The sequence below is a fragment of the Prevotella ihumii genome (assembly GCF_900155655.1).
GTDB lineage: Bacteria > Bacteroidota > Bacteroidia > Bacteroidales > Bacteroidaceae > Prevotella > Prevotella ihumii.
The window spans coordinates 1,927,790-1,948,942 of sequence record NZ_LT706987.1; the positions used below are offsets into that span (position 1 = coordinate 1,927,790).

General features: G+C 44.9%; 11 protein-coding genes, 2 tRNA genes and 2 rRNA genes. 7 read left to right on the forward strand and 8 right to left on the reverse strand.

All coding sequences use genetic code 11. The annotated features are described in order from the left end of the window. Window positions 1–15 precede the first annotated feature (15 nt). Together CZ367_RS08680 and CZ367_RS15065 are read right to left on the reverse strand one after the other, a co-directional pair. Window positions 16–2,529 carry a YfhO family protein gene (locus tag CZ367_RS08680; protein ID WP_077196533.1) on the reverse strand — a complete coding sequence of 838 codons (2,514 nt, stop codon included), beginning with the start codon at window positions 2,527–2,529 and terminating at the stop codon, window positions 16–18. Window positions 2,530–2,658: 129 nt separating this feature from the next. Further along, window positions 2,659–2,877 carry a PDDEXK family nuclease gene (locus CZ367_RS15065; RefSeq protein ID WP_144005970.1) on the reverse strand — a complete coding sequence of 73 codons (219 nt, stop codon included), beginning with the start codon at window positions 2,875–2,877 and terminating at the stop codon, window positions 2,659–2,661. 315 nt (window positions 2,878–3,192) lie between these two features. On the opposite strand from CZ367_RS15065, the gene CZ367_RS08685 reads away from it, so the two are divergent. Continuing rightward, window positions 3,193–3,891, forward strand: a complete 699-nt coding sequence (locus tag CZ367_RS08685; RefSeq protein WP_077196534.1) for a 5'-methylthioadenosine/adenosylhomocysteine nucleosidase — start codon at window positions 3,193–3,195, stop codon at window positions 3,889–3,891. A gap of 14 nt (window positions 3,892–3,905) precedes the next feature. Then, on the forward strand, window positions 3,906–4,388 hold the full coding sequence (locus CZ367_RS08690) for an S-ribosylhomocysteine lyase (protein WP_077196535.1): 483 nt from the start codon (window positions 3,906–3,908) through the stop codon (window positions 4,386–4,388). 365 nt (window positions 4,389–4,753) lie between these two features. Here the strand turns inward: CZ367_RS08690 and lipA are convergent, their stop codons facing one another. The 6 genes from lipA to htpG form a co-directional block, all read right to left on the reverse strand. Continuing rightward, window positions 4,754–6,574, reverse strand: coding sequence for a bifunctional lipoate--protein ligase/lipoyl synthase (gene lipA / locus CZ367_RS08695; RefSeq protein ID WP_077196536.1), 1,821 nt, complete (start codon window positions 6,572–6,574; stop codon window positions 4,754–4,756). A gap of 227 nt (window positions 6,575–6,801) precedes the next feature. Further along, complete coding sequence (locus CZ367_RS08700) at window positions 6,802–8,142, reverse strand: bifunctional folylpolyglutamate synthase/dihydrofolate synthase (protein ID WP_077196537.1); 1,341 nt, start codon at window positions 8,140–8,142, stop codon at window positions 6,802–6,804. A gap of 12 nt (window positions 8,143–8,154) precedes the next feature. Beyond that, complete coding sequence (gene dnaJ / locus CZ367_RS08705) at window positions 8,155–9,312, reverse strand: molecular chaperone DnaJ (RefSeq protein WP_077196538.1); 1,158 nt, start codon at window positions 9,310–9,312, stop codon at window positions 8,155–8,157. Window positions 9,313–9,547: 235 nt separating this feature from the next. Further along, entirely contained in the window at window positions 9,548–10,129 is a 582-nt protein-coding gene (locus tag CZ367_RS08710) for a nucleotide exchange factor GrpE (protein ID WP_077196539.1), read from the reverse strand. A 165-nt stretch (window positions 10,130–10,294) separates the two neighbouring features. Further along, entirely contained in the window at window positions 10,295–11,917 is a 1,623-nt protein-coding gene (locus CZ367_RS08715; protein WP_077196540.1) for an ABC-F family ATP-binding cassette domain-containing protein, read from the reverse strand. A gap of 326 nt (window positions 11,918–12,243) precedes the next feature. Next, window positions 12,244–14,298, reverse strand: coding sequence for a molecular chaperone HtpG (gene htpG / locus CZ367_RS08720; RefSeq protein ID WP_077196541.1), 2,055 nt, complete (start codon window positions 14,296–14,298; stop codon window positions 12,244–12,246). A gap of 204 nt (window positions 14,299–14,502) precedes the next feature. Between htpG and CZ367_RS16470 the strand changes: the two genes are divergently transcribed. From CZ367_RS16470 to CZ367_RS08740, 5 genes are all read left to right on the forward strand, one after another. After that, entirely contained in the window at window positions 14,503–14,634 is a 132-nt protein-coding gene (locus CZ367_RS16470) for a hypothetical protein (protein WP_262500732.1), read from the forward strand. A gap of 1,214 nt (window positions 14,635–15,848) precedes the next feature. Next, window positions 15,849–17,379, forward strand: a 16S ribosomal RNA gene (locus CZ367_RS08725). A gap of 169 nt (window positions 17,380–17,548) precedes the next feature. After that, window positions 17,549–17,622 (forward strand) — tRNA-Ile (locus CZ367_RS08730). 233 nt (window positions 17,623–17,855) lie between these two features. Beyond that, window positions 17,856–17,929 (forward strand) — tRNA-Ala (locus CZ367_RS08735). 198 nt (window positions 17,930–18,127) lie between these two features. Beyond that, window positions 18,128–21,038: ribosomal RNA gene (locus tag CZ367_RS08740) — 23S ribosomal RNA — on the forward strand. Together the 16S and 23S rRNA genes with 2 tRNA genes alongside form the textbook arrangement of a ribosomal RNA operon. Window positions 21,039–21,153: the final 115 nt, after the last annotated feature.

Sequence of the window (21,153 nt, forward strand, 5' to 3'; positions counted from 1 at the left end):
GGGCTACTTTGGTATTTATTCTGCTGCTTTCTTGCTTCGTTTCCATTCCACTACTCCTGCGCCAATGACGGCAATAAGGAGAATGGCGAGGGCTATGTAAGCTATGGTTTCGGTAGTGGCGATGCTTGTTGGGTGGAAGTCTAACACCACTTCGTGCTTGCCTGCTTTCACGTTCAATGCACGGAGAATGTAGTTTACACGACCCAATTCTACAGGCTTACCATCTATCGTAGCTGTCCACCCTGGATAATAAATCTCGGAGAATACCACAATACCGCCCTTAGCCGAAGTGATGGTGTAGCGAAGGTTGTTAGGCTCATACTTTGTAAGTTCTACCTTGGATGTGCTGTCGTTGGCTTGGGTTTGTCCTAAGATGGCTTCAAACTTCTTGTCTGCCACAGCTTCGTGGCTCACATCTATCTTGCCCACAGCTGCATATTCGGCGTTGGCATCGTCAACGTAAGTTATGCGGTCTACAAACCACCCATTGCCTTGAGCGTAAGGGTTAGTCAAAGGCGCTGTGCCATTGCCTTGGAGCGGCATAACAAAATACTTGGCATTCAGCATATTGAGCACAGGGAACGCCTTGCGCCCGTCTACGGCTGCCATATCGCCTCCCTTGCTGCCAATCTCTTGCATTGCAGCCTGCATCTGTGGCGCAATATACTTGTCTATCATTTCCTGATAGCGACGCAACTTGGCAGGGTGATAGCCTCCGATGCTTTTATGGAAGTAAGAAGTGTTGTTTTCGTTGAACGCACCTGAAGCAAAATTGAGTACACGATAGTCCAAAGCCTTGTCTGCCAATATTTGTTGGTCGGTTTGCGAGGGTTGCATAGGTGTATCACGCTCACTCTTAGGCACAAACATATCGTCGTTGAGATAGCGTTTGTCCACCTGCCAAAGGTCTATCAAGCACAAAATGGCAATTGCTGCTACAAGGTATTCGGGCTTTATCTTCTGTATCTTGAATGTGAAAAGCAATGCCACACCTATTATAATAATGATAACCGAACGCCAAGCATCACTGCTTACCATAGCCGAACGCATTGTGGCAATGCTTGAAACCATCATATTTTGCACGTCAGGCGTAATGCCTTGGATACCACCAAGCATCTGTTGTTCTTGTTCGCTTACGAATGGTCCCATCATACTTGGCATCAGTGCCATTAAGGCTGCCACTCCCGCGGTCAGACCAAGGCTGATGTAAACGTATTTCACCTGCTTTGTCAGCACCGTTGGTTCGTCTATGATGCGCTTTAGGGCGAGTGCAGCAAGTAGAGGTATGGTAAATTCGGCAATGACAAGAATACTTGCTACGGTGCGGAACTTAGCATACATCGGTACGTAGTCTAAGAAGAAGTTGGTGAAACCCATAAAGTTGTGTCCCCAAGAGAGCAATACCGAAAGTATGGTAACTCCAAACAAAGCCCACTTGAGCGGTCCTTTCACCAAGAAAAGGCTCAAAACAAAGAGGAACATGACGAACGCTCCCACATACACAGGTCCGCTTGTCATAGGCTGTGTACCAAAGTATTGCGGCATACCCTCGTAAAGTTGGGGTATCATTTGTTGCACCTCACCGTTCGCATTGGCCATTGCCGTTTCGTTCTGTGCCAATGGTACGCTTGCACCACCCTTAGCATTAGGCACAAGGAGGGTAAGGGTTTCGTCTATGCCGTAGCTCCATTGGGTGATGTAGTCACGGTCAAGTCCGCTACTGGTTTGGTTGGCTGCATTGGCTTTTGTCAGTTCGCTCTTGCCACGCATACTCTCTTTTTGGTACTCCCACGTGTGGTAGAGATTTGAAATATTGATGAGAATACCTATTGTAGCTGCCACAGCCAAGATGCCCGATGCCTTGAGGAAATGCGCCACCTGCTTTTTGCGAAGCGCATCTACCAAGTAGGCAACCACCATAAACAACACGATGAAAAGATAGTAATAGGTCATTTGTACGTGGTTGGCTTTCACTTCGAACGCTGTAAATATAGCCGTTACCACGAAGCCCCATAGGTATTTGCCCCTATAAGCCAATACCACACCTGCAATCATTGGTGGAAGATAAGCCAAAGCCATAACTTTCCACAAGTGACCTGCAGCAATGATGATTAAGAAATAAGACGAGAAAGCCCACAATATACTGCCCAAAGCGGCTAACGACTGACGGAAGTCGAAGGCTCTCAAAAGGATGTAAAAGCCTAAGAGATAAGCAAAAAGAAACCAAACATAGTCGGGCAGCCACAAGTGATAAGCGTTTATGGCTTGCGAGAGTCCGTTGGTAGAATTGTAAGTAGGCGACATCTGGTAGGTAGGCATACCCCCAAACACGGCATTTGTCCATCGTGTCACCTCTCCCGTTCGGTTTTTATACGCTGTTTGTTCCTGACCTAAGCCCACAGCCGCTTCCGAGTCGTGCTGGAAAAGTATCTTTCCTTGCGACACAGGCACAAAGAAATAAGCAAAGGCAATAACTGCAAAGAGTGCCACAACAAGCACATCGGGCAGCAATTTCTTAAAAGTAGTCATATATTATTTCTAATTGATTTTCTATGAAGTGCGTGCAAACTTACACATTTTTTTCGTATTATAAATAGGTATTCTTCAAAAAAAGCATCTATTTGCCTTGTTTGAACAAAGATTATGGGTGTAAAATCGTCAAGCTGTCGTTGGGATGAGCAAGTTATGATTTACATTTATATCCTCGGGCAGCAATACCTTGTTTAAGAAGAAAGTCTGCATTATTTCAGCTTTAGAGCGTCTGTTTGTCTTTATCTCTTCGGCTAAATACAGCATCATTTCGGCTGTTAGTCCTACACCATTAACACCCGTCGACTTGGCTAAGTCATTAAGATTAAAACTTATATCTCCCTTTATCCCAAATCGTCATTAGCCCGCAAAGGCTTTTTAAAGCGTTTAGATGTTATGCTTTTCTTCGTCTTTGCACCTTATTTTGGCTCTTTTCGTTTGTTTTTTCAGTTGTTTAGCTTGCTAAACGTCTTCAAAAACAACCAAAAACAGCTCAAAATAAGCTCGCAAATCTCGAAGAAGTCTAACGACCGATTTGGGATGATGCAAACTTACATAAAAAAAATGGAATATCCATCCCCGATTTCAAAAAGATAGTTTGCGAAAGCCAAAAAACTCATAACTTACAACTGCCTACCAATAACTTTTTCGTATCTTTGCAGCATGAAAATAGGAATAATTGTGGCAATGGATAAAGAGTTTACGCAGCTCAAATCCATTCTCGAACAGGAAGTTGCAGAATGTTGCAACCATAAGGACTTTGTGTTAGGACGAGTGGGCGACAAAGAAATAGTGCTGCAAAAGTGTGGCATAGGTAAGGTAAATTCGGCTGTGGGTGCAGTGGAAATGATAAACAACTACAAGCCCGACCTTATCATCTCAAGTGGTTGTGCAGGTGGAGCTGATACCTCGCTCAACGTGATGGACGTGGTTGTGGCAACCGAATGTGTGTACCACGACGCCTACTGTGGCAGCAATGCCGAATATGGACAAATCATCGGTATGCCTGCACGATACGTATCGCCTACCCACTTGATAGAAAAAGCCCTCTCGCTGAACAACAATAGGGCTGAAGGCAACTTCACCATCAAGGCTGGAGTTACGGTAAGTGGCGACTACTTTGTAGACTCGAAGGAGAAGATGCAGCAGATTGTGGAACTCTTCCCCGAAGCTACTGCCGTAGATATGGAGAGCTGTTCCATCGCTCAGGTGTGCCACATCTATGGCGTACCTTTTGTTTCGTTCCGTGTCATCAGCGACATACCGCTCAAAGACACCGATGCAAGTATGTATTACGACTTTTGGAACAGAATAGCCGAAGGCAGTTTTGAGATTACAAAACACTTCCTTAACACACTTTAAACGTACAAACAGCAATGGAAAAGATACCTTCATTTACCATAGACCACGAACAATTGTTGCGTGGTATCTACGTTAGCCGACAGGACAGTGTAGGCAACGAAACCATAACCACATTCGACATCAGAATGAAAGAGCCCAACCGTGAGCCTGCACTCCACATTGGTGCGCTTCACACCATAGAACATCTTGCAGCAACTTACCTGCGTAACGATGAGGAATGGAAAGACCGTGTTATCTATTGGGGGCCAATGGGTTGCTTAACAGGCAACTACCTCATTCTGCGTGGCGACCTAAAGTCGGCAGACATTGTAGACCTTATGCGTCGCACCTTCGAGTTTGTGGCTTTGTTCGAGGGCGAAATCCCAGGTGCAGCACCCAAAGATTGTGGCAACTACCTCTTGCACGACCTGCCAATGGCACGATGGGAAAGCCGTAAATACGTGGACGAGGTGTTGAACAAGATTACACCTGAGAACCTGAATTACCCAACGAAGTAAGGGGAATGGGGTAAGGGGTAATTCTTAGAAGGGGAGTTATCGCTCGTTCCTCGATTTGGGGTTAATGTGCTCAAGGGGCGTGTAGGAACTCGATAAATCGAGCCCCTACGTTACCCCCCACAAGCATTTGGCGATAAATCCCTTTAACGCCTCTAACTTCTTGATAAAAGAAACAAATTTTAAGGCTGGTTCTATAAATTAGCTTTGTTACATTTTGACCTCAAAAAGAAGCCAAAAGATAACAAAACGTATTTCATAAAATTTTAATGACGATATGCGGTGGTAATTTATAGAACTAGCCTTAAGTTAATCGAGTATAACGAGTAAGTCGGGCAGACCGATGAACAACAGCGCATTTCGTGGGGTTACGATTCGGCAGCGTGATAAGACGACCTTACCAATGGACCGCTCACAACGTGCTTGAAACCTTTTTCTAAGGCTATTTTCTTGTATTCGTTAAATTCTTGTGGGGTGATGTAGGCTTCCACGGGCAAGTGTTGTGCCGTAGGTTGGAGGTACTGTCCTAAGGTGAGACGGCGACACCCTGTGGCAAGAATATCGTCCATTGTTTGCAATATTTCCTCACGTGTTTCGCCCAAACCGAGCATAAAGCCTGTTTTGGCCTCGATGCCACAACGGGTTATCTCTGCAAGCACAGCCAAACTGCGGTCGTATTTTGCCACGCTGCGCACCGATGGAGTGAGGCGTCGCACGGTTTCCATATTGTGTCCGCATACGTGAGGGCGTGTTTTCAGCACTTTCTGTATCAGTTCAGCCTTGCCCATAAAGTCGGGTATGAGCAATTCTATCTTTGTATCGGGATTGAGCGCTTGAATGGTTTCGATGGTTTTCACCCAGTGGTCTGCACCATAGTCGGGCAAGTCGTCTCGGTCTACTGAGGTTATCACGGCATACCTTAGATTGAGTGCCTTGATCGATTCTGCCACGTGTTGAGGCTCGTTGGGGTTGAGCGCATTAGGTCTGCCACTCAATGTATTGCAAAAACGGCACTTGCGGGTACATATTTCGCCGCCTATCATAAGGGTGGCTGTGCGTGCTGCCCAACATTCTGTGCGATTGGGACATAGACCGCTGGTGCAAATGGTGTTGAGGTGATGGCGAGCAAGGATACCCGCTGTTTCGCCTGACGACTTCTTGGAGGTGAGGTCTATTTTGAGCCAGTCGGGCTTCATCACGTGTGGCGGACGACCGAAGAGTAGGCGGAGAAACTGGTCGAGGGCTAAATTGCGCACCACCGCACCAAGGTCCACTGTCATCAGTCGTTCTTTCACGGCTTCGCGAGTAAAGGCAACACCCTTGAGGAGGTCGAGCAATTCGCAGTCAATATCGCCAAGGAGGAAGTAGTCGCCCATAAGGTTGATATGTTCTATTATACCATTTTTTAGTTCTATGGCAGCTTCTAAAGTTCCTACATCTGCAAATCGTTTTTTGCGTGTTTCGGTGTATTTGGGGTTCTTTCCGTAAACAAATTTGTCCGAAGCCAATTCCTTTTCTATTGCTTCTATGCCCTGCATATCCGTTTCGGTTAGCACACGCACCTCGTCGCCACACATATATTTGTGCACGTAAGCCATAAACTCGTCTATACTCAATGACGTGAAGTCGCCTACGTTCGTAACTCGCTGTCGTACAGAGGATACCCCCTTGCTTTCCAACTTCTCTTTGGCAGGGGTAAGTGCTTTTGATAGGTGCTCTAATTGGGTACTGAAGAGAAGCGAATTGTGCAGTACGCTGCGCCCTTTTAGTCGGTAGAACGCACTTCCTGCTACCTTCTTGCCTTCTACTAAGATGTCGTTTCGACCTGAAAGTTCGGCATTGATGTTAAGACTGCACAATATGTCGGCAATGCGCTGCATATAGGCTGTGAAGGCAGCATTGACGTTTTCGGCAAACGAGATGTAAGAGAATTGCATACAGCCTTGGTCGGCATAAATGCAACCGCCACCGCTTTTGCGGCGAAAGATGTCTATATTGTTCGCTTTGCAGTAGTCTATTTCTACCTCATTGTCTATCAGTTGGTTGCGACCAAGCATTACCGTGGGTTCTACACGCCATATCAGAAAATAATCATCGTCTGTGTAGGTGCGTGCCACATATTCCTCTACGGCAAAGTAGAAGGGCAGTTGGTTGGCTTTTTCTCGTTCGGGAAGTATTAAATATTTCATTTTCTTGTGTGCATTTCTGTAGATTTAAATAGGTTTTTACCTCTCTTCAGCAAGCGCACTATGGGTGTATAACGGCTGTTAGTCAGAAGTTTGGGCAGAAAACCATTTGCCCACAAAATTACAAAAATAATTTGATTGACGAAAAAATTTGTATTTATATTGCATACATAACAAAACAAAAATCCCTTAAAATCAAAAGCCTTCAGCCTGTCTTTTGTGCTGAAACCTTACGATTTTAACCCAACTCGGTCGTTAGACGAGTCGGACGGGTCGGACCGACCAATTTGGGATAATGTGAGCAAATCGGCAACAATGTAGCTCGAACCGCCTACAAATACGAAATCGTCCTCGTTGGCATCGGCTAATGCCTGCTGGTATGCGGTCTGTACATCGGCAAAAGGCTTGCCACGAAGTCCAAATTTGTAAGCTACGTCCATTACTTTTTCCACAGAGAAGGCACGTTTAGTGGACGGCTTTGTCCAATAGTATGTGGCATCATCGGGGAGGAGCTTCATTACAGCTTCTATGTCTTTATCGTCTACCATTCCGAAAACGATGCGCAATGTGCGACACTGCTGACTTCTGATTTGTTTGGATAGCTCTTGCCAACCTGCCTCATTGTGTCCTGTGTCGCAAACTACGGTCGGACGGCTCTGTATGTGCTGCCAACGCCCCATTAGTCCTGTAGTTTCGGTTACGTTCTCAAAACCCTTGGCTATGCTGTCTATGTTTCTGATAATCTGTTGATTGAGCAATTGAGTTGCAGCAGTCAATATCGTGTTGGTATTCTTGTCTTGATATGCGCCACCAAGTTCGCCTTTGATTTCGCCAAAGAGTCGGGTTTGGTATTTGCGACCTCCATCGGGAAGAGCTGAAGACGAAAGTAGAGAGGGTATATCTTCGGCAAATACTATCATTGCGTCCATCTCTTGCGCCTTTGCAGCAAATACCACACGGGTGTCGTTGGTAGCTTCGCCAATGATAACAGGTGTGTTTTGCTTGATGATGCCTGCCTTTTCGTAAGCAATCTTGGGCAGTGTGTCGCCAAGAAATTGTGTGTGGTCTAACGAAATGTTGGTGATGATAGACATCGTAGGATTGATGATGTTGGTGCAATCCAATCTTCCACCCAATCCCACTTCAACAATAGCAAAGTCTACCTTTTGTTCTGCAAAGTATTTGAATGCCATTGCAGTGGTTAATTCGAAAAAAGAGGGGTGTAAAGGTTCGAAAAATGAACGATGTTGGGCTACAAAATCAATAACATATTCTTCAGAAATCATCTCCCCATTCACCCTTATTCGCTCACGGAAGTCTACCAAATGCGGGCTTGTGTATAGACCTACTTTATACCCATCGGCCTGTAATATGGCTGCCAAGGTATGCGAACACGAACCCTTACCATTGCTTCCTGCAATGTGAATGGAGCGGAAATTCTGGTGTGGGTGTCCAAAGTAAGCATCCAATTGGTGTGTGTTAGACAGTCCCTCCTTATATGCAGAAGCACCCACGTGTTCGAAAACAGGGGTGCTATTGAATAGATAATCTATTGTTTCTTTGTAAGTCATTGCTTTTGATACTTAACTAAACAATTTCTTAAAATTGTCGAAGATAGAGCGCTTGGTTGATGAGTCGCCCTTGAAATTGTCGCTTTCACGGAACTCTTCGATGGCTTTTCGCTCACTCTTAGAGAGTTCCTTAGGCACGTAAATACTGATTTGGACAATCAAATCGCCCATTCCGCTGCCATAACCTTGCACGGCTGGCAATCCTTTACCACGTAGGCGGAGCGTCTTGCCTGGCTGTGTACCGGGTTCAATCTTTATCTTTACCGCACTGCCGTCAATGGTTGGGATTTCCACCTGTCCACCGAGCACTGCTGTTGGGAAGTCGAGTAAGAGATTGTAAATCACGTTCTGACCATCGCGTACAAAGGTATCGTTGTCTTCCTCTTCGATGTAAACCTGAATATTGCCTGCAATACCATTGTGCTTAGCTGCATTTCCTTTCCCAGGAACGTTCACAACCATACCTTCAGCAACGCCTGCAGGAATATTGATTTCTACAACTTCTTCGCCTTTCACAACGCCCTCGCCGTGGCAATGGGTACACTTCTCTTTGATAATCTTTCCCTCGCCGCCACACACGTGACAAGTGGTTTGGGTTTGCATCATACCAAAAATACTTTGTTGGGTACGAATTTCAACACCGCTACCACCGCAATTTGGACACACCTCTGTACCGCTATTGCCCTCTGCTCCTGTGCCGTGACAATGGTCGCAAGTGATGTCTTTGCGCACCTTGAACTTCTTGGTAACGCCTGTTGCCACCTCTTGAAGCGATAGTTTCACCTTGAGTCTAAGATCGGCACCTCGATATTTGGGAGCTTGACGACCGCCCCCACCGAAGCCACCAAAGCCACCGCTGTGTCCGCCAAATACATCTCCAAACATAGAGAAGATGTCGTCCATAGAGAAGCCACCTCCACCGAATGGATTTCCACCACCGAAGCCTTGCGGACCATCAAAGCCGAATTGGTCGTATTGCTGACGCTTTTGTGGGTCGTTCAGTACGCTGTAAGCCTCTGCAGCTTCCTTAAATTTCTCCTCAGCCTTCGCATCATCAGGGTTGCGGTCTGGGTGATACTTAATAGCGAGCTTTCTGTATGCCTTTTTTATTTCGTCGTCCGATGCGTTCTTATCCACACCGAGCACTTCGTAGTAATCTCTTTTTGCCATATTATAAATGGTGGGTTCTATTCATTCCCACTGAAATGTATTAATAATTAAATGGGTTTTTCATTTTACTCACTTTCGGTTTCTTTTCAGATTAAAGCGTCAGCTTTATCAGTCGTAATGCCCGCATTACTCTTTCTTCAACTTACACTTCCCTCTCGAAAATAAACTCGAAATTAAGTAAAGAGAATCAATAGAACCCACCATTATTGTAGAATAAGTAGGACTAACCTATCTTTTACTGTCCTACTGCCACCTTTGCGTGGCGTATCACCTTGTCGTTGAGGGTATAACCCGTTTGTACGCAGTCGATAATCTTTCCTTTTTTGTCGTCGCCCATACCAGGTACCATTGCGATAGCCTCGTGGAAATCGACATTAAAGTCTTGGTCTTCGGTTTCTATTTTACGTATTCCAAGCCCTTCTAAAGTCTTGATAAACTTCTTAAAAATGAGGTCGAATCCTTCCTTTATTGCCGCAGCTTCCTCGGTATTGTCTGCCAAAGCACGCTCAAAATCGTCCAAGATAGGGAGAATTGCTGTAATGCTTTTTTCGCCACCATTTAGAATAAGCTCTGCTTTTTCTTTTAGGGTGCGCTTCTTATAGTTCTCAAATTCAGCGTAAAGACGTATATATTTATCTTTCCATTCTTCGGCTTCGTCTTTTTCTTCATTCGTCTCCTTAGCAGCTTCAGCACCGTCTTCTTGTGCTTCTTCAGCCTTTTCAGCGTCTTGTGCTTCGTTTTCGTTTGTTTCTTCGTTCAAAGCCTCAGTCTTTACGTCTTCTTCTTCAATCTCTACCTTTTTGTTATTCTTACTCATAATTTTCAGTTTTTTGTTCTAATCTAAGGTATGCAAAATGTGTGCCAAAGCAAGGTCTTTGCACACAGAGGTTAGATGATGCGAACAAATAAATGATGTGATGCAACTCAATAAAAAGAGAGAAAGCAAGCTCGCAATGCGCATCTTGCTCCTCTCTCATCTATTTTATTCCCCGTACATCTTTATCTTTTGTTCCTTAATCTGCGCATTGTGTATATATTCATCGTAGCTCATTAGCTTATCAATAGTTCCCTTTGGTGTAAGTTCGATGATGCGGTTTGCCACTGTCCCGATAAACTCGTGGTCGTGCGAACTAAAGAGAATATTGCCCTTGAAGCTCACCAAATTGTTATTGAAAGCCTGAATACTTTCAAGGTCGAGGTGGTTGGTAGGTGTGTCAAGGATTAAGCAGTTAGCATTCTGAAGCTGCATACGTGCTATCATACAACGCATTTTCTCACCTCCCGAAAGTATGTTCACCTTCTTTTCTACCTCTTCTTGCTTAAACAACATTCTGCCCAAGAAGCCCTTCATTGCCACTTCGTTACCAGGACCAAATTGTGAAAGCCAGTCTACAAGGTTCATATCGCAATCGAAGTATGAAGTATTGTCCAATGGGAGATAAGCTGTGGTTATCGTAATGCCCCAATTGTAAGTACCAGCCTGTGCCTCACGTTCGCCATTGATAATGTTGAAGAGGGCAGTCATCGCCTTTGCATTGCGTGAGAGGAACACCACCTTCTCACCCTTTTCAACGTTGAAGTTTACGTGGTCGAACAATACTGTTCCGTCAGCGTCCACAGCCTTGAGGTCTTGCACTTCAAGTATCTGATTACCTGGCTCTCTTTCCATTTGGAAGATGATACCAGGGTATTTACGACTTGATGGGCGAATTTCTTCCACATTAAGTTTTTCCAACATCTTTTTGCGCGATGTGGTTTGCTTACTCTTTGCCACATTGGCAGAGAAACGACGAATAAACTCTTCCAACTGTTGCTTCTTTTCCTCTGCCTTCATCTTTTGGTTTTGAGCCTGACGAAGTGCGAGCTGCGAACTCTCATACCAGAACGAGTAGTTACCTGCAAAGACAGTTACCTTGCCAAAGTCGATGTCGATGGTCTGTGTACTTACCGAGTCGAGGAAGTGACGGTCGTGCGAAACTACAAGTACAGTCTGTGTATCTTCTATTTCGCCAAGATACTCTTCCAACCATTCTACGGTTTCCAAGTCCAAGTCGTTGGTAGGCTCGTCGAGCAAGAGGTTTTCAGGTTTACCGAACAATGCCTTTGCCAACATTACACGTACCTTTTCGGTATTAGAAAGTTCGCCTACCAACTTCTGGTGTGCATCTTCCTTTACGCCCAAATTCTGTAATAGTTGTGCGGCTTCGCTTTCAGCTTCCCAACCATTCATTTCGGCAAACTTTAGCTCTAAGTCAGCAGCGCGATTGCCATCTTCTTCTGTCATTTCAAGTTTAGAATATAGCTCCTCACGCTCTTTCATATTCTTCCAAAGAGGTTCGTGTCCCATCAGTACGGTATCCATCACCTTGAACTCGTCATACTTAAAGTGATCCTGCTCCAACACAGAGAGGCGTTCGCCAGGACCCAACTCTATTGTACCCTTGTTGGGCTCTAAGTCGCCCGAAATGGCACGGAGCAAAGTAGACTTACCAGCACCATTTGCGCCAATAACTCCGTAGATGTTTCCTGGGGTGAATTTGATGTTTACGTCCTTGTAAAGAACTCGTTTACCGAATTGTACGGCAATGTTTGAAAGTGTAATCATTGTCTGTTTTTAAACCTATTATCTTATTTTGTCTGCAAAGTTACAATAATAATGTGAGATAAGCAAAGGAGCACGACCTATTGTAGTGGGTAGCAACACAAAACCGCATTATTCGCCCTGTACATCAGCCTATTTCACTATCGAAACACGCTTTGCAAGGCAAATAATGCAGCTTTGAAAATCTCTTATGGCTGGTTCTATAAATTAGCTTTGTTAGATTTTGAGCTTATTTTTGAGCAAAAAAGAAGCCAAAAGATAACAAAACGTATTTCATAAAAAATTAATGACGATACGCAGTGGTAATTTATAGAACCAGCCTTATGAGATTATTTGATAAGACCCACCGAACGTTTGATAAACTTGTCTAAGGCTTCGCCCTTCAACATACCATTCTGAAGCAAAGCAAGGTCGATAAGCTGATGAATGGCATCGTTGCCCTTCGCATAGTTGGCTATAACGTTTTGCTTCTCGTCACGCTGTTTGCTGATAGCGTCTTCGGTTTGCTTCAGGTCGTCTTTTTCAGCCTGTGTCACTTCTTCAGGCTTCTTTTTGCCCTGTTCCTGACGCAATATAGTCTCACGAGCCTCCAATCCCTTTATCTCGCTAAGAATAGGTTTCAGTGCATCGGCAGTGTTCTTTTCGCCCTCTTCCAACACTTTCTTTATCAATGCGTGGTCGGCGTTCAACACCAAAGTATAGGTATCTGGCATTTGTGCGTAGAAGCCCATACCTTGCTGATAACGACTCATTTCCTTCATACGGCGCATATACTCGTTTTGAGTAATAAGCACAGGGTGAGCCGTTTCGCCCAAGGCTTGCACATCTACCATAAATTCGGCTTTCTCCACTTTTGGCATTTGCGACTGGAATGATGCTGACAAAATGTCACGCTGTGTGTCCTCCAACTTCATTTCAGGCGTATTTTCTTTGGCGATAATGCGGTCGATAACGTCCGAATCTACACGTACAAAGCGCGATTTCTCAAACTTCTGTTCCAACATCGATATAGCAGGCACATCCAATTGGTCGTCTGCCAACAACACCGAGTAGCCCTTATTCTTAGCTGCCTCTATATAGCTGTATTGCTCGTCCTTTTGGGTTGCGTAAAGGTAAATCAAGTTGCCGTCCTTATCGGTTTGATTGTCCTTTATCAAGGTGTGATACTCGTCAAAGGTAAAGTATTTGCCCTCAACATCGGTAAAGAGTGAGAAATCCTTAGCACGGTCGTAGAAATCGTTTTCAGACAGCATACCATAGTTTACAAAGAGTTTCAAGTCGTTCCACTTTTCTTCATACTCTTTGCGGTTCTCCTTAAAGATGCTGTTCAGGCGGTCTGCCACCTTCTTTGTGATATATTGCGAAATCTTCTTCACATTCGCATCACTCTGCAAATAGCTACGGCTTACGTTCAGCGGAATATCTGGCGAGTCTATCACACCGTGGAGCAATGTAAGAAACTCTGGCACAATGCCTTCCACCTGGTCTGTTACGAATACTTGATTGCAGAACAACTGTATCTTGTTGCGCTGAAGCTCAATGTTGTTTTTCACACGTGGGAAATACAATATACCTGTCAGATTGAACGGATAGTCCACATTGAGGTGTATCCAGAACAGCGGTTCATCGTTCATTGGGAACAACGAGCGATAGAAGCTCTTGTAGTCCTCATCTTTCAGCCCCGAAGGGGTCTTTGTCCACAAAGGTGCTACGCTGTTTACAATGAAATCTTCCTCTGTTTCAACGCTTTTGCCGTCTTTCCATTCGGTTTGCTTACCAAAGGCAATAGGCACAGCCATAAACTTGCAATACTTGTTTAATAGCTCTTGAATTTTAGCCTTCTGCAAAAACTCCTTACATTCGTCGTCAATGTGCAACACGATGTCCGAGCCACGACCGTCCTTCTCTACCTCTTCTATGCTAAACGCTGGACTGCCATCACAGCTCCATTTCACAGCCTGCGCACCCTCCTTGTAGCTTTTTGTAATGATGTCTACCTTCTTTGCCACCATAAAAGCAGAGTAGAAACCAAGACCGAAGTGTCCAATAATAGCTTCAGCCTTGTCCTTATATTTATCAAGGAAGTCGGTTACGCCCGAAAAAGCTATCTGATTGATATATTTGTCTATCTCTTCAGCTGTCATACCTATACCATTATCGCTAATGGTCAGTGTGCCAGCCGCTTCGTCCAATTTTACACTTACTTTTAGCTCACCCATTTCGCCTTTAAAGTCGCCCGTAACGCCCAATGTGCGAAGTTTTTGAGTAGCATCTACTGCATTTGAAACCAACTCACGAAGGAAAATTTCGTGGTCAGAATAAAGGAATTTCTTGATTACAGGAAAGATATTTTCCGTTGTAACGCCAATTTTGCCTGTCTGCATAGTCATATCGTTTATTTTGTTTAATATTGTTTCTTTGCCGATACAATTGCAAACTCTGTGCCAAAACCAACCTATGAATAGGAAAATTATAAGGTTGGTTCTATAAATTAGCTTTGTTGCATTTTGATCTTATTTTTGAGGTCAAAATGTAAGTTCGTTCAGTCGTGTAGCTCGCTACACGACTGAACGAACTTACATTTATTTTTGTTAAACCCAAATCGGTCGTCCGCCCCGTCCGCCCCGTCCGCCCCGTCTGACCCGTCCGACTCGTCCGACTGGTCCGACTGGTCCGACTGGTCCGACCCGTCCGACTGGTCTAATGACGATTTGCCTTAATCTGTTTCTCCCTTTCTTTGTTCTCTTCTTTTGCATTACGAAGTGGAATTGTTAAATACACCTGCCATATTTCTCGTATTTGCGTTCGTTAATCGTTTTGTACACAAATATGAGAATTATACACGTGCAATCGTAAATCATTCATTATCAATGTGGTAGGATAATATTAAGCCAATTGTGCAAAACAATTATCTTCTTAATGTGTAATAATCGAACGAATAAAAGGTAGGAACGAACAGATTTCACCCCCCCTTATTCTATATTCGGATAGCCAAAGTTCAATGCCCATCACCCCAAAGTTCAACTTTAGCACTCCAAAACCTATATCTCTGACATTCCCAAAGTTCAACTTTCACAAGCTGAAACACCTGTTCTTCTCTTTTAGATCACTTAATACACGTTTACGAACAATTCTATTTAGCTGTTTTAAATGTTAAATCTCACTTTCGTCAACTTTTATTTGGTACACTATTTGCTTTCCATCTCTCCAAAACATTAGGAAAACGTGTAAATCCCATTTCTTTTCTTATTTTCTTCTCTTTTTATCAAGTTTTTTAGTGCCATAAATGCGTGAAGTAAAATTTGTAGACAAATCTCTTTTTTGCAACCGCTTTTTCTTTACAGGCTGGCTCTATCAATTAGCTTTGTTAGATTTTGAGCTTATTTTTGAGGTCAAAATGCAAGATCGTGAAGGAGTGTAGCGAGCTACACGACTGAACGAACTTACATTTTGAACCGAAAAGAAGCCAAAAGATAACAAAACGTATTTCATAAAAATTTAATGACTATATGCGGTGGTAATTTATAGAACCAGCCTACACCTTATTTATTATATTAAAAACCTTTGAAAATGTAATAAAATAAGAAAAATACAACTTTTTTTAAAAAAAGTCATAGAAATATTTGGAGCGTAACGATTTTTGCTATAACTTTGCACTCGCTTTCACATCAAACGTGTGACTGCAACAAAAGAAAAGAGTTCTTTGAATAGATTTACATAGACAGAAAATAGTAGTACAAGAAGCGTCTACTGAATTAATTTTTAGTAGATGGGTAAAAGAAACGAACCGTTCAATTCTGAAGTTGCTTTGTGACTTCATTTTGAAATTAATAGGTGTTTAAACTTGATACTTCGAATTTAGGATATTCGTTCTGAACAGATTCAACTTATCGCTTTTTTCTTTTTAAGGATAGAGTGATATAAAATACATTTTACAATGGAGAGTTTGATCCTGGCTCAGGATGAACGCTAGCTATAGGCTTAACACATGCAAGTCGAGGGGAAACGGCATAGAAAGCTTGCTTTTTATGGACGTCGACCGGCGCACGGGTGAGTATCGCGTATCCAACCTGCCCTTTACTTGGGGATAACCCGTTGAAAGACGGACTAATACCCAATATAATCCTTTGATGGCATCTGACGAGGATGAAAGATTTATCGGTATTGGATGGGGATGCGTCTGATTAGCTTGTTGGTGAGGTAACGGCTCACCAAGGCTTCGATCAGTAGGGGTTCTGAGAGGAAGGTCCCCCACATTGGAACTGAGACACGGTCCAAACTCCTACGGGAGGCAGCAGTGAGGAATATTGGTCAATGGACGAGAGTCTGAACCAGCCAAGTAGCGTGCAGGATGACGGCCCTATGGGTTGTAAACTGCTTTTGTTGGGGAATAACTGACATTACGTGTAATGTTTTGTATGTACCCTTCGAATAAGGACCGGCTAATTCCGTGCCAGCAGCCGCGGTAATACGGAAGGTCCAGGCGTTATCCGGATTTATTGGGTTTAAAGGGAGTGTAGGCGGTTTTTTAAGCGTGTTGTGAAATGTAGATGCTCAACATCTGAATTGCAGCGCGAACTGGAAGACTTGAGTGCACACAACGTAGGCGGAATTCATGGTGTAGCGGTGAAATGCTTAGATATTATGAAGAACTCCGATTGCGAAGGCAGCTTACGGGAGTGTAACTGACGCTTAAGCTCGAAGGTGCGGGTATCGAACAGGATTAGATACCCTGGTAGTCCGCACAGTAAACGATGGATGCCCGCTGTTAGCACCTGGTGTTAGCGGCTAAGCGAAAGCATTAAGCATCCCACCTGGGGAGTACGCCGGCAACGGTGAAACTCAAAGGAATTGACGGGGGCCCGCACAAGCGGAGGAACATGTGGTTTAATTCGATGATACGCGAGGAACCTTACCCGGGCTTGAATTGCCAGCGCACGATACAGAGATGTTGAGGTCCTTCGGGACGCTGGTGAAGGTGCTGCATGGTTGTCGTCAGCTCGTGCCGTGAGGTGTCGGCTTAAGTGCCATAACGAGCGCAACCCCTTTTCTTAGTTGCCATCAGGTAATGCTGGGCACTCTAGGGATACTGCCACCGTAAGGTGTGAGGAAGGTGGGGATGACGTCAAATCAGCACGGCCCTTACGTCCGGGGCTACACACGTGTTACAATGGCCGGTACAGAATGTTGGTTGTGCGTAAGTACGATCTAATCTTTAAAGCCGGTCCCAGTTCGGACTGAGGTCTGCAACCCGACCTCACGAAGCTGGATTCGCTAGTAATCGCGCATCAGCCATGGCGCGGTGAATACGTTCCCGGGCCTTGTACACACCGCCCGTCAAGCCATGAAAGCCGGGGGTGCCTGAAGTTCGTAACCGCAAGGAGCGACCTAGGGCAAAACTGGTAATTGGGGCTAAGTCGTAACAAGGTAGCCGTACCGGAAGGTGCGGCTGGAACACCTCCTTTCTGGAGTAACGTTTATCCTTGAGGTATTGCTAAGAGTATGAACATTTTATGATTTCATTATTTGATATTGAATTTGTTTGTTTCTCTTCTTGTACTCATAATTCTGTTTCTATTAGATATAAGCGAATAAAGGAAGCCAAGGTAGAAGCCGTAGGGCTTTACCCAACTCAGTCCTATAGCTCAGTTGGTTAGAGCGCCACACTGATAATGTGGAGGTCGGCAGTTCAAGTCTGCCTGGGACTACACATCGCTGAAAGCAATGTGTAAAAGGCATGTTCAAGTCTGCCTGGGACTACACATCGCTGAAAGCAATGTGTAAAAGGCATGTTCAAGTCTGCCTGGGACTACACATCGCTGAAAGCAATGTGTAAAAGGCATGTTCAAGTCTGCCTGGGACTACTTCTTAAAATAAAGATTACACCTTATATAATATATACGAGCTGTATTCTTTTTCAATTATTCACTTACAATCCCTTGGGGGATTAGCTCAGCTGGCTAGAGCACCTGCCTTGCACGCAGGGGGTCAACGGTTCGAATCCGTTATTCTCCACTTCGTTGATGCGACCTTTTTAGGTCAACACTCGACATAGTTCTTTGACATATTGACACAAGCAAAAACTGTAAAGTAAAACTACAAAGTTCAAGATTTCTTTTTTTTAAGAAGTCTTATTTAATATGATTTCGAAATACAGCTGAAAGTATGAGCATCATTATGCATCGGTAGCAATGCTGATGTATCAATGGCGAATAGAAAGTAATTAAGGGCGAATGGCGGATGCCTTGGCTCATGGAGGCGATGAAGGACGTGATAAGCTGCGATAAGCTTCGGGTAAGTGCAAATAACTTTTGATCCGAGGATTTCCGAATGGGACAACCTAACATATTGAAGGTATGTTATTCATAATTTATTTATGAAGGCTAACGCAGGGAACTGAAACATCTTAGTACCTGTAGGAAGAGAAAATAATTTAATGATTCCCCCAGTAGTGGCGAGCGACCGGGGAAGAGCCCAAACCACAGACGTAGCAATGCGTCTTTGGGGTTGTAGGACCACGTTGTGGTACTTAGCGAGTGAGGAGAAATGTTTGGAAAGACATTCCATAGTGGGTGATAGACCCGTATCCGAAGCTTAATAAGACTTAGTGGTATCCTGAGTAACGCGGAACACGTGTAATTCTGCGCGAATCTGCCGGGACCATCCGGTAAGGCTAAATACTCCCATGAGACCGATAGTGAATTAGTACCGTGAGGGAAAGGTGAAAAGCACTCCTATTAGGAGAGTGAAATAGTTCCTGAAACCATTCGCCTACAAGCGGTCGGAGCATTATTTTAATGTGACGGCGTGCCTTTTGCATAATGAACCTACGAGTTACCATGTCTGGCAAGGTTAAGAGTTTCATTCTCCGAGCCGTAGTGAAAGCGAGCCTGAATAGGGCGTTTAGTCAGATGGGGTAGACGCGAAACCAAGTGATCTACACTTGACCAGGTTGAAGTTCCGGTAACACGGAATGGAGGACCGCACGGATAAGCGTTGAAAAGCTTCCCGATGAGTTGAGTGTAGGAGTGAAAGGCCAATCAAACTTGGAGATAGCTCGTACTCCCCGAAAGGCATTTAGGTGCCGCGTGCAATGTTCTCCATAAGAGGTAGAGCGACCGATAGGTCAAGAGGGCTTCACCGCCTATCGAGACCTGACGAACTCCGAATGCTTATGGACAGGAGTTGCGCAGTAAGGGGGCGGGTGCTAAGGTCCGTCCCCGAGAGGAGAAGAATCCTGACCGCCATCTAAGGTCCCCAAATTCTGTACTAAGTTAGTCTAACGAAGTTTGGTCCCCGTGACAGCTAGGATGTTGGCTTGGAAGCAGCCATTCATTCAAAGAGTGCGTAACAGCTCACTAGTCGAGGGTCCGGGCATGGATAATAATCGGGTATAAGTCAGATACCGAAGATGCGGGATAGTATTGTATATAAAAAGTATCGGTAGGGGAGCATTCCATATGCGTTGAATGGTGTATGTAAATTATCCTGGAGCGTATGGAAAAGCAAATGTAGGTATAAGTAACGATAAAGGAGGTGAGATTCCTCCTCGCCGTAAGACTAAGGTTTCCCAGGCGATGCCAATCAGCCTGGGGTTAGTCGGGTCCTAAGTTTCAGCCGAATGGCGATAGCGATGGCAGACACGGTTAATATTCCGTGACTTGCGTATTCAGTGATGTGGAGACGGAGTCGTGACACTGTCGCGCCCTGACGGAAATGGGCGTTAAAAGTTTTAGGTATTGATAGGTGTAGGCAAATCCGCACCTTGAGCTGATGACTAATAGTACAGCATCCTCTTCGGAGGGAGCTGATAGCACAGGTAATCATACTTCCAAGAAAATCCGCTAAACTTAATGTTTACGCAACCCGTACCGCAAACGGACACACGTAGTCGGGTAGAATATACTAAGGCGTTGAGAGATTCATGGTTAAGGAACTAGGCAAATTGACCCCGTAACTTCGGGATAAGGGGTCCTCATATTTAACTATATGAGGCGCAGAGAATCGGTCCAGGCAACTGTTTAACAAAAACACAGGGCTGTGCAAACTCGAAAGATGACGTATACAGTCTGACACCTGCCCGGTGCTGGAAGGTTAAGAGGAGAGCTTAGGCTTACGCCGAAGGTTTGAATTGAAGCCCCAGTAAACGGCGGCCGTAACTATAACGGTCCTAAGGTAGCGAAATTCCTTGTCGGGTAAGTTCCGACCTGCACGAATGGTGTAATGATCTGGACGCTGTCTCAACCATGAGCTCAGTGAAATTGTAGTATCGGTGAAGATGCCGATTACCCGCGATGGGACGAAAAGACCCCGTGAACCTTTACTACAGCTTAGCATTGATCTTGGTCATCCGATGTGTAGGATAGGCCGGAGGCTTTGAAGCGGGCACGCCAGTGTTTGTGGAGCCTTCCTTGAAATACGGCCCTTTGGCTGTCTGAGGTCTAACTCGATATTTTCGAGGACATTGTTTGGTGGGTAGTTTGACTGGGGTGGTCGCCTCCAAAAGCGTAACGGAGGCTTCCAAAGGTGCCCTCAGGTCGATTGGTAACCGACCTTATAGAGTGCAATGGCATAAGGGCGCTTGACTGGGAGGCAGACATGCCGAGCAGGCAGGAAACTGGGGCATAGTGATCCGGTGCAAGTGTATGGAAACTGCATCGCTCAAAGGATAAAAGGTACTCCGGGGATAACAGGCTGATCCCCCCCAAGAGCTCATATCGACGGGGTGGTTTGGCACCTCGATGTCGGCTCGTCACATCCTGGGGCTGGAGAAGGTCCCAAGGGTTGGGCTGTTCGCCCATTAAAGTGGCACGCGAGCTGGGTTCAGAACGTCGTGAGACAGTTCGGTCTCTATCTATCGTGGGCGTTGGAGTTTTGCGTGGTGCCGTCACTAGTACGAGAGGACCGTGATGGACAGACCTCCGGTTTACCAGTTGTGCCGCCAGGTGCACCGCTGGGTATCTGAGTCTGGTATGGATAAGCGCTGAAAGCATCTAAGTGCGAAGCCTTCCGCAAGATTAGAACTCCTTATAAGGGTCGTCATAGACGATGACGTTGATAGGGTGTAGGTGTAAAGATGGTGACATCAAAGCCGAGCACTACTAATTGCCCAAAACTTTCATTCGTATGGTTATGCTTTGAGTTGTATGGTGTTGCTTTTTAGTAATATCATTTTAATAGACATCTTGAATATGTTTTATGATACATTTTGCTTGTGAAGATTGTCACCTTCTACGGTG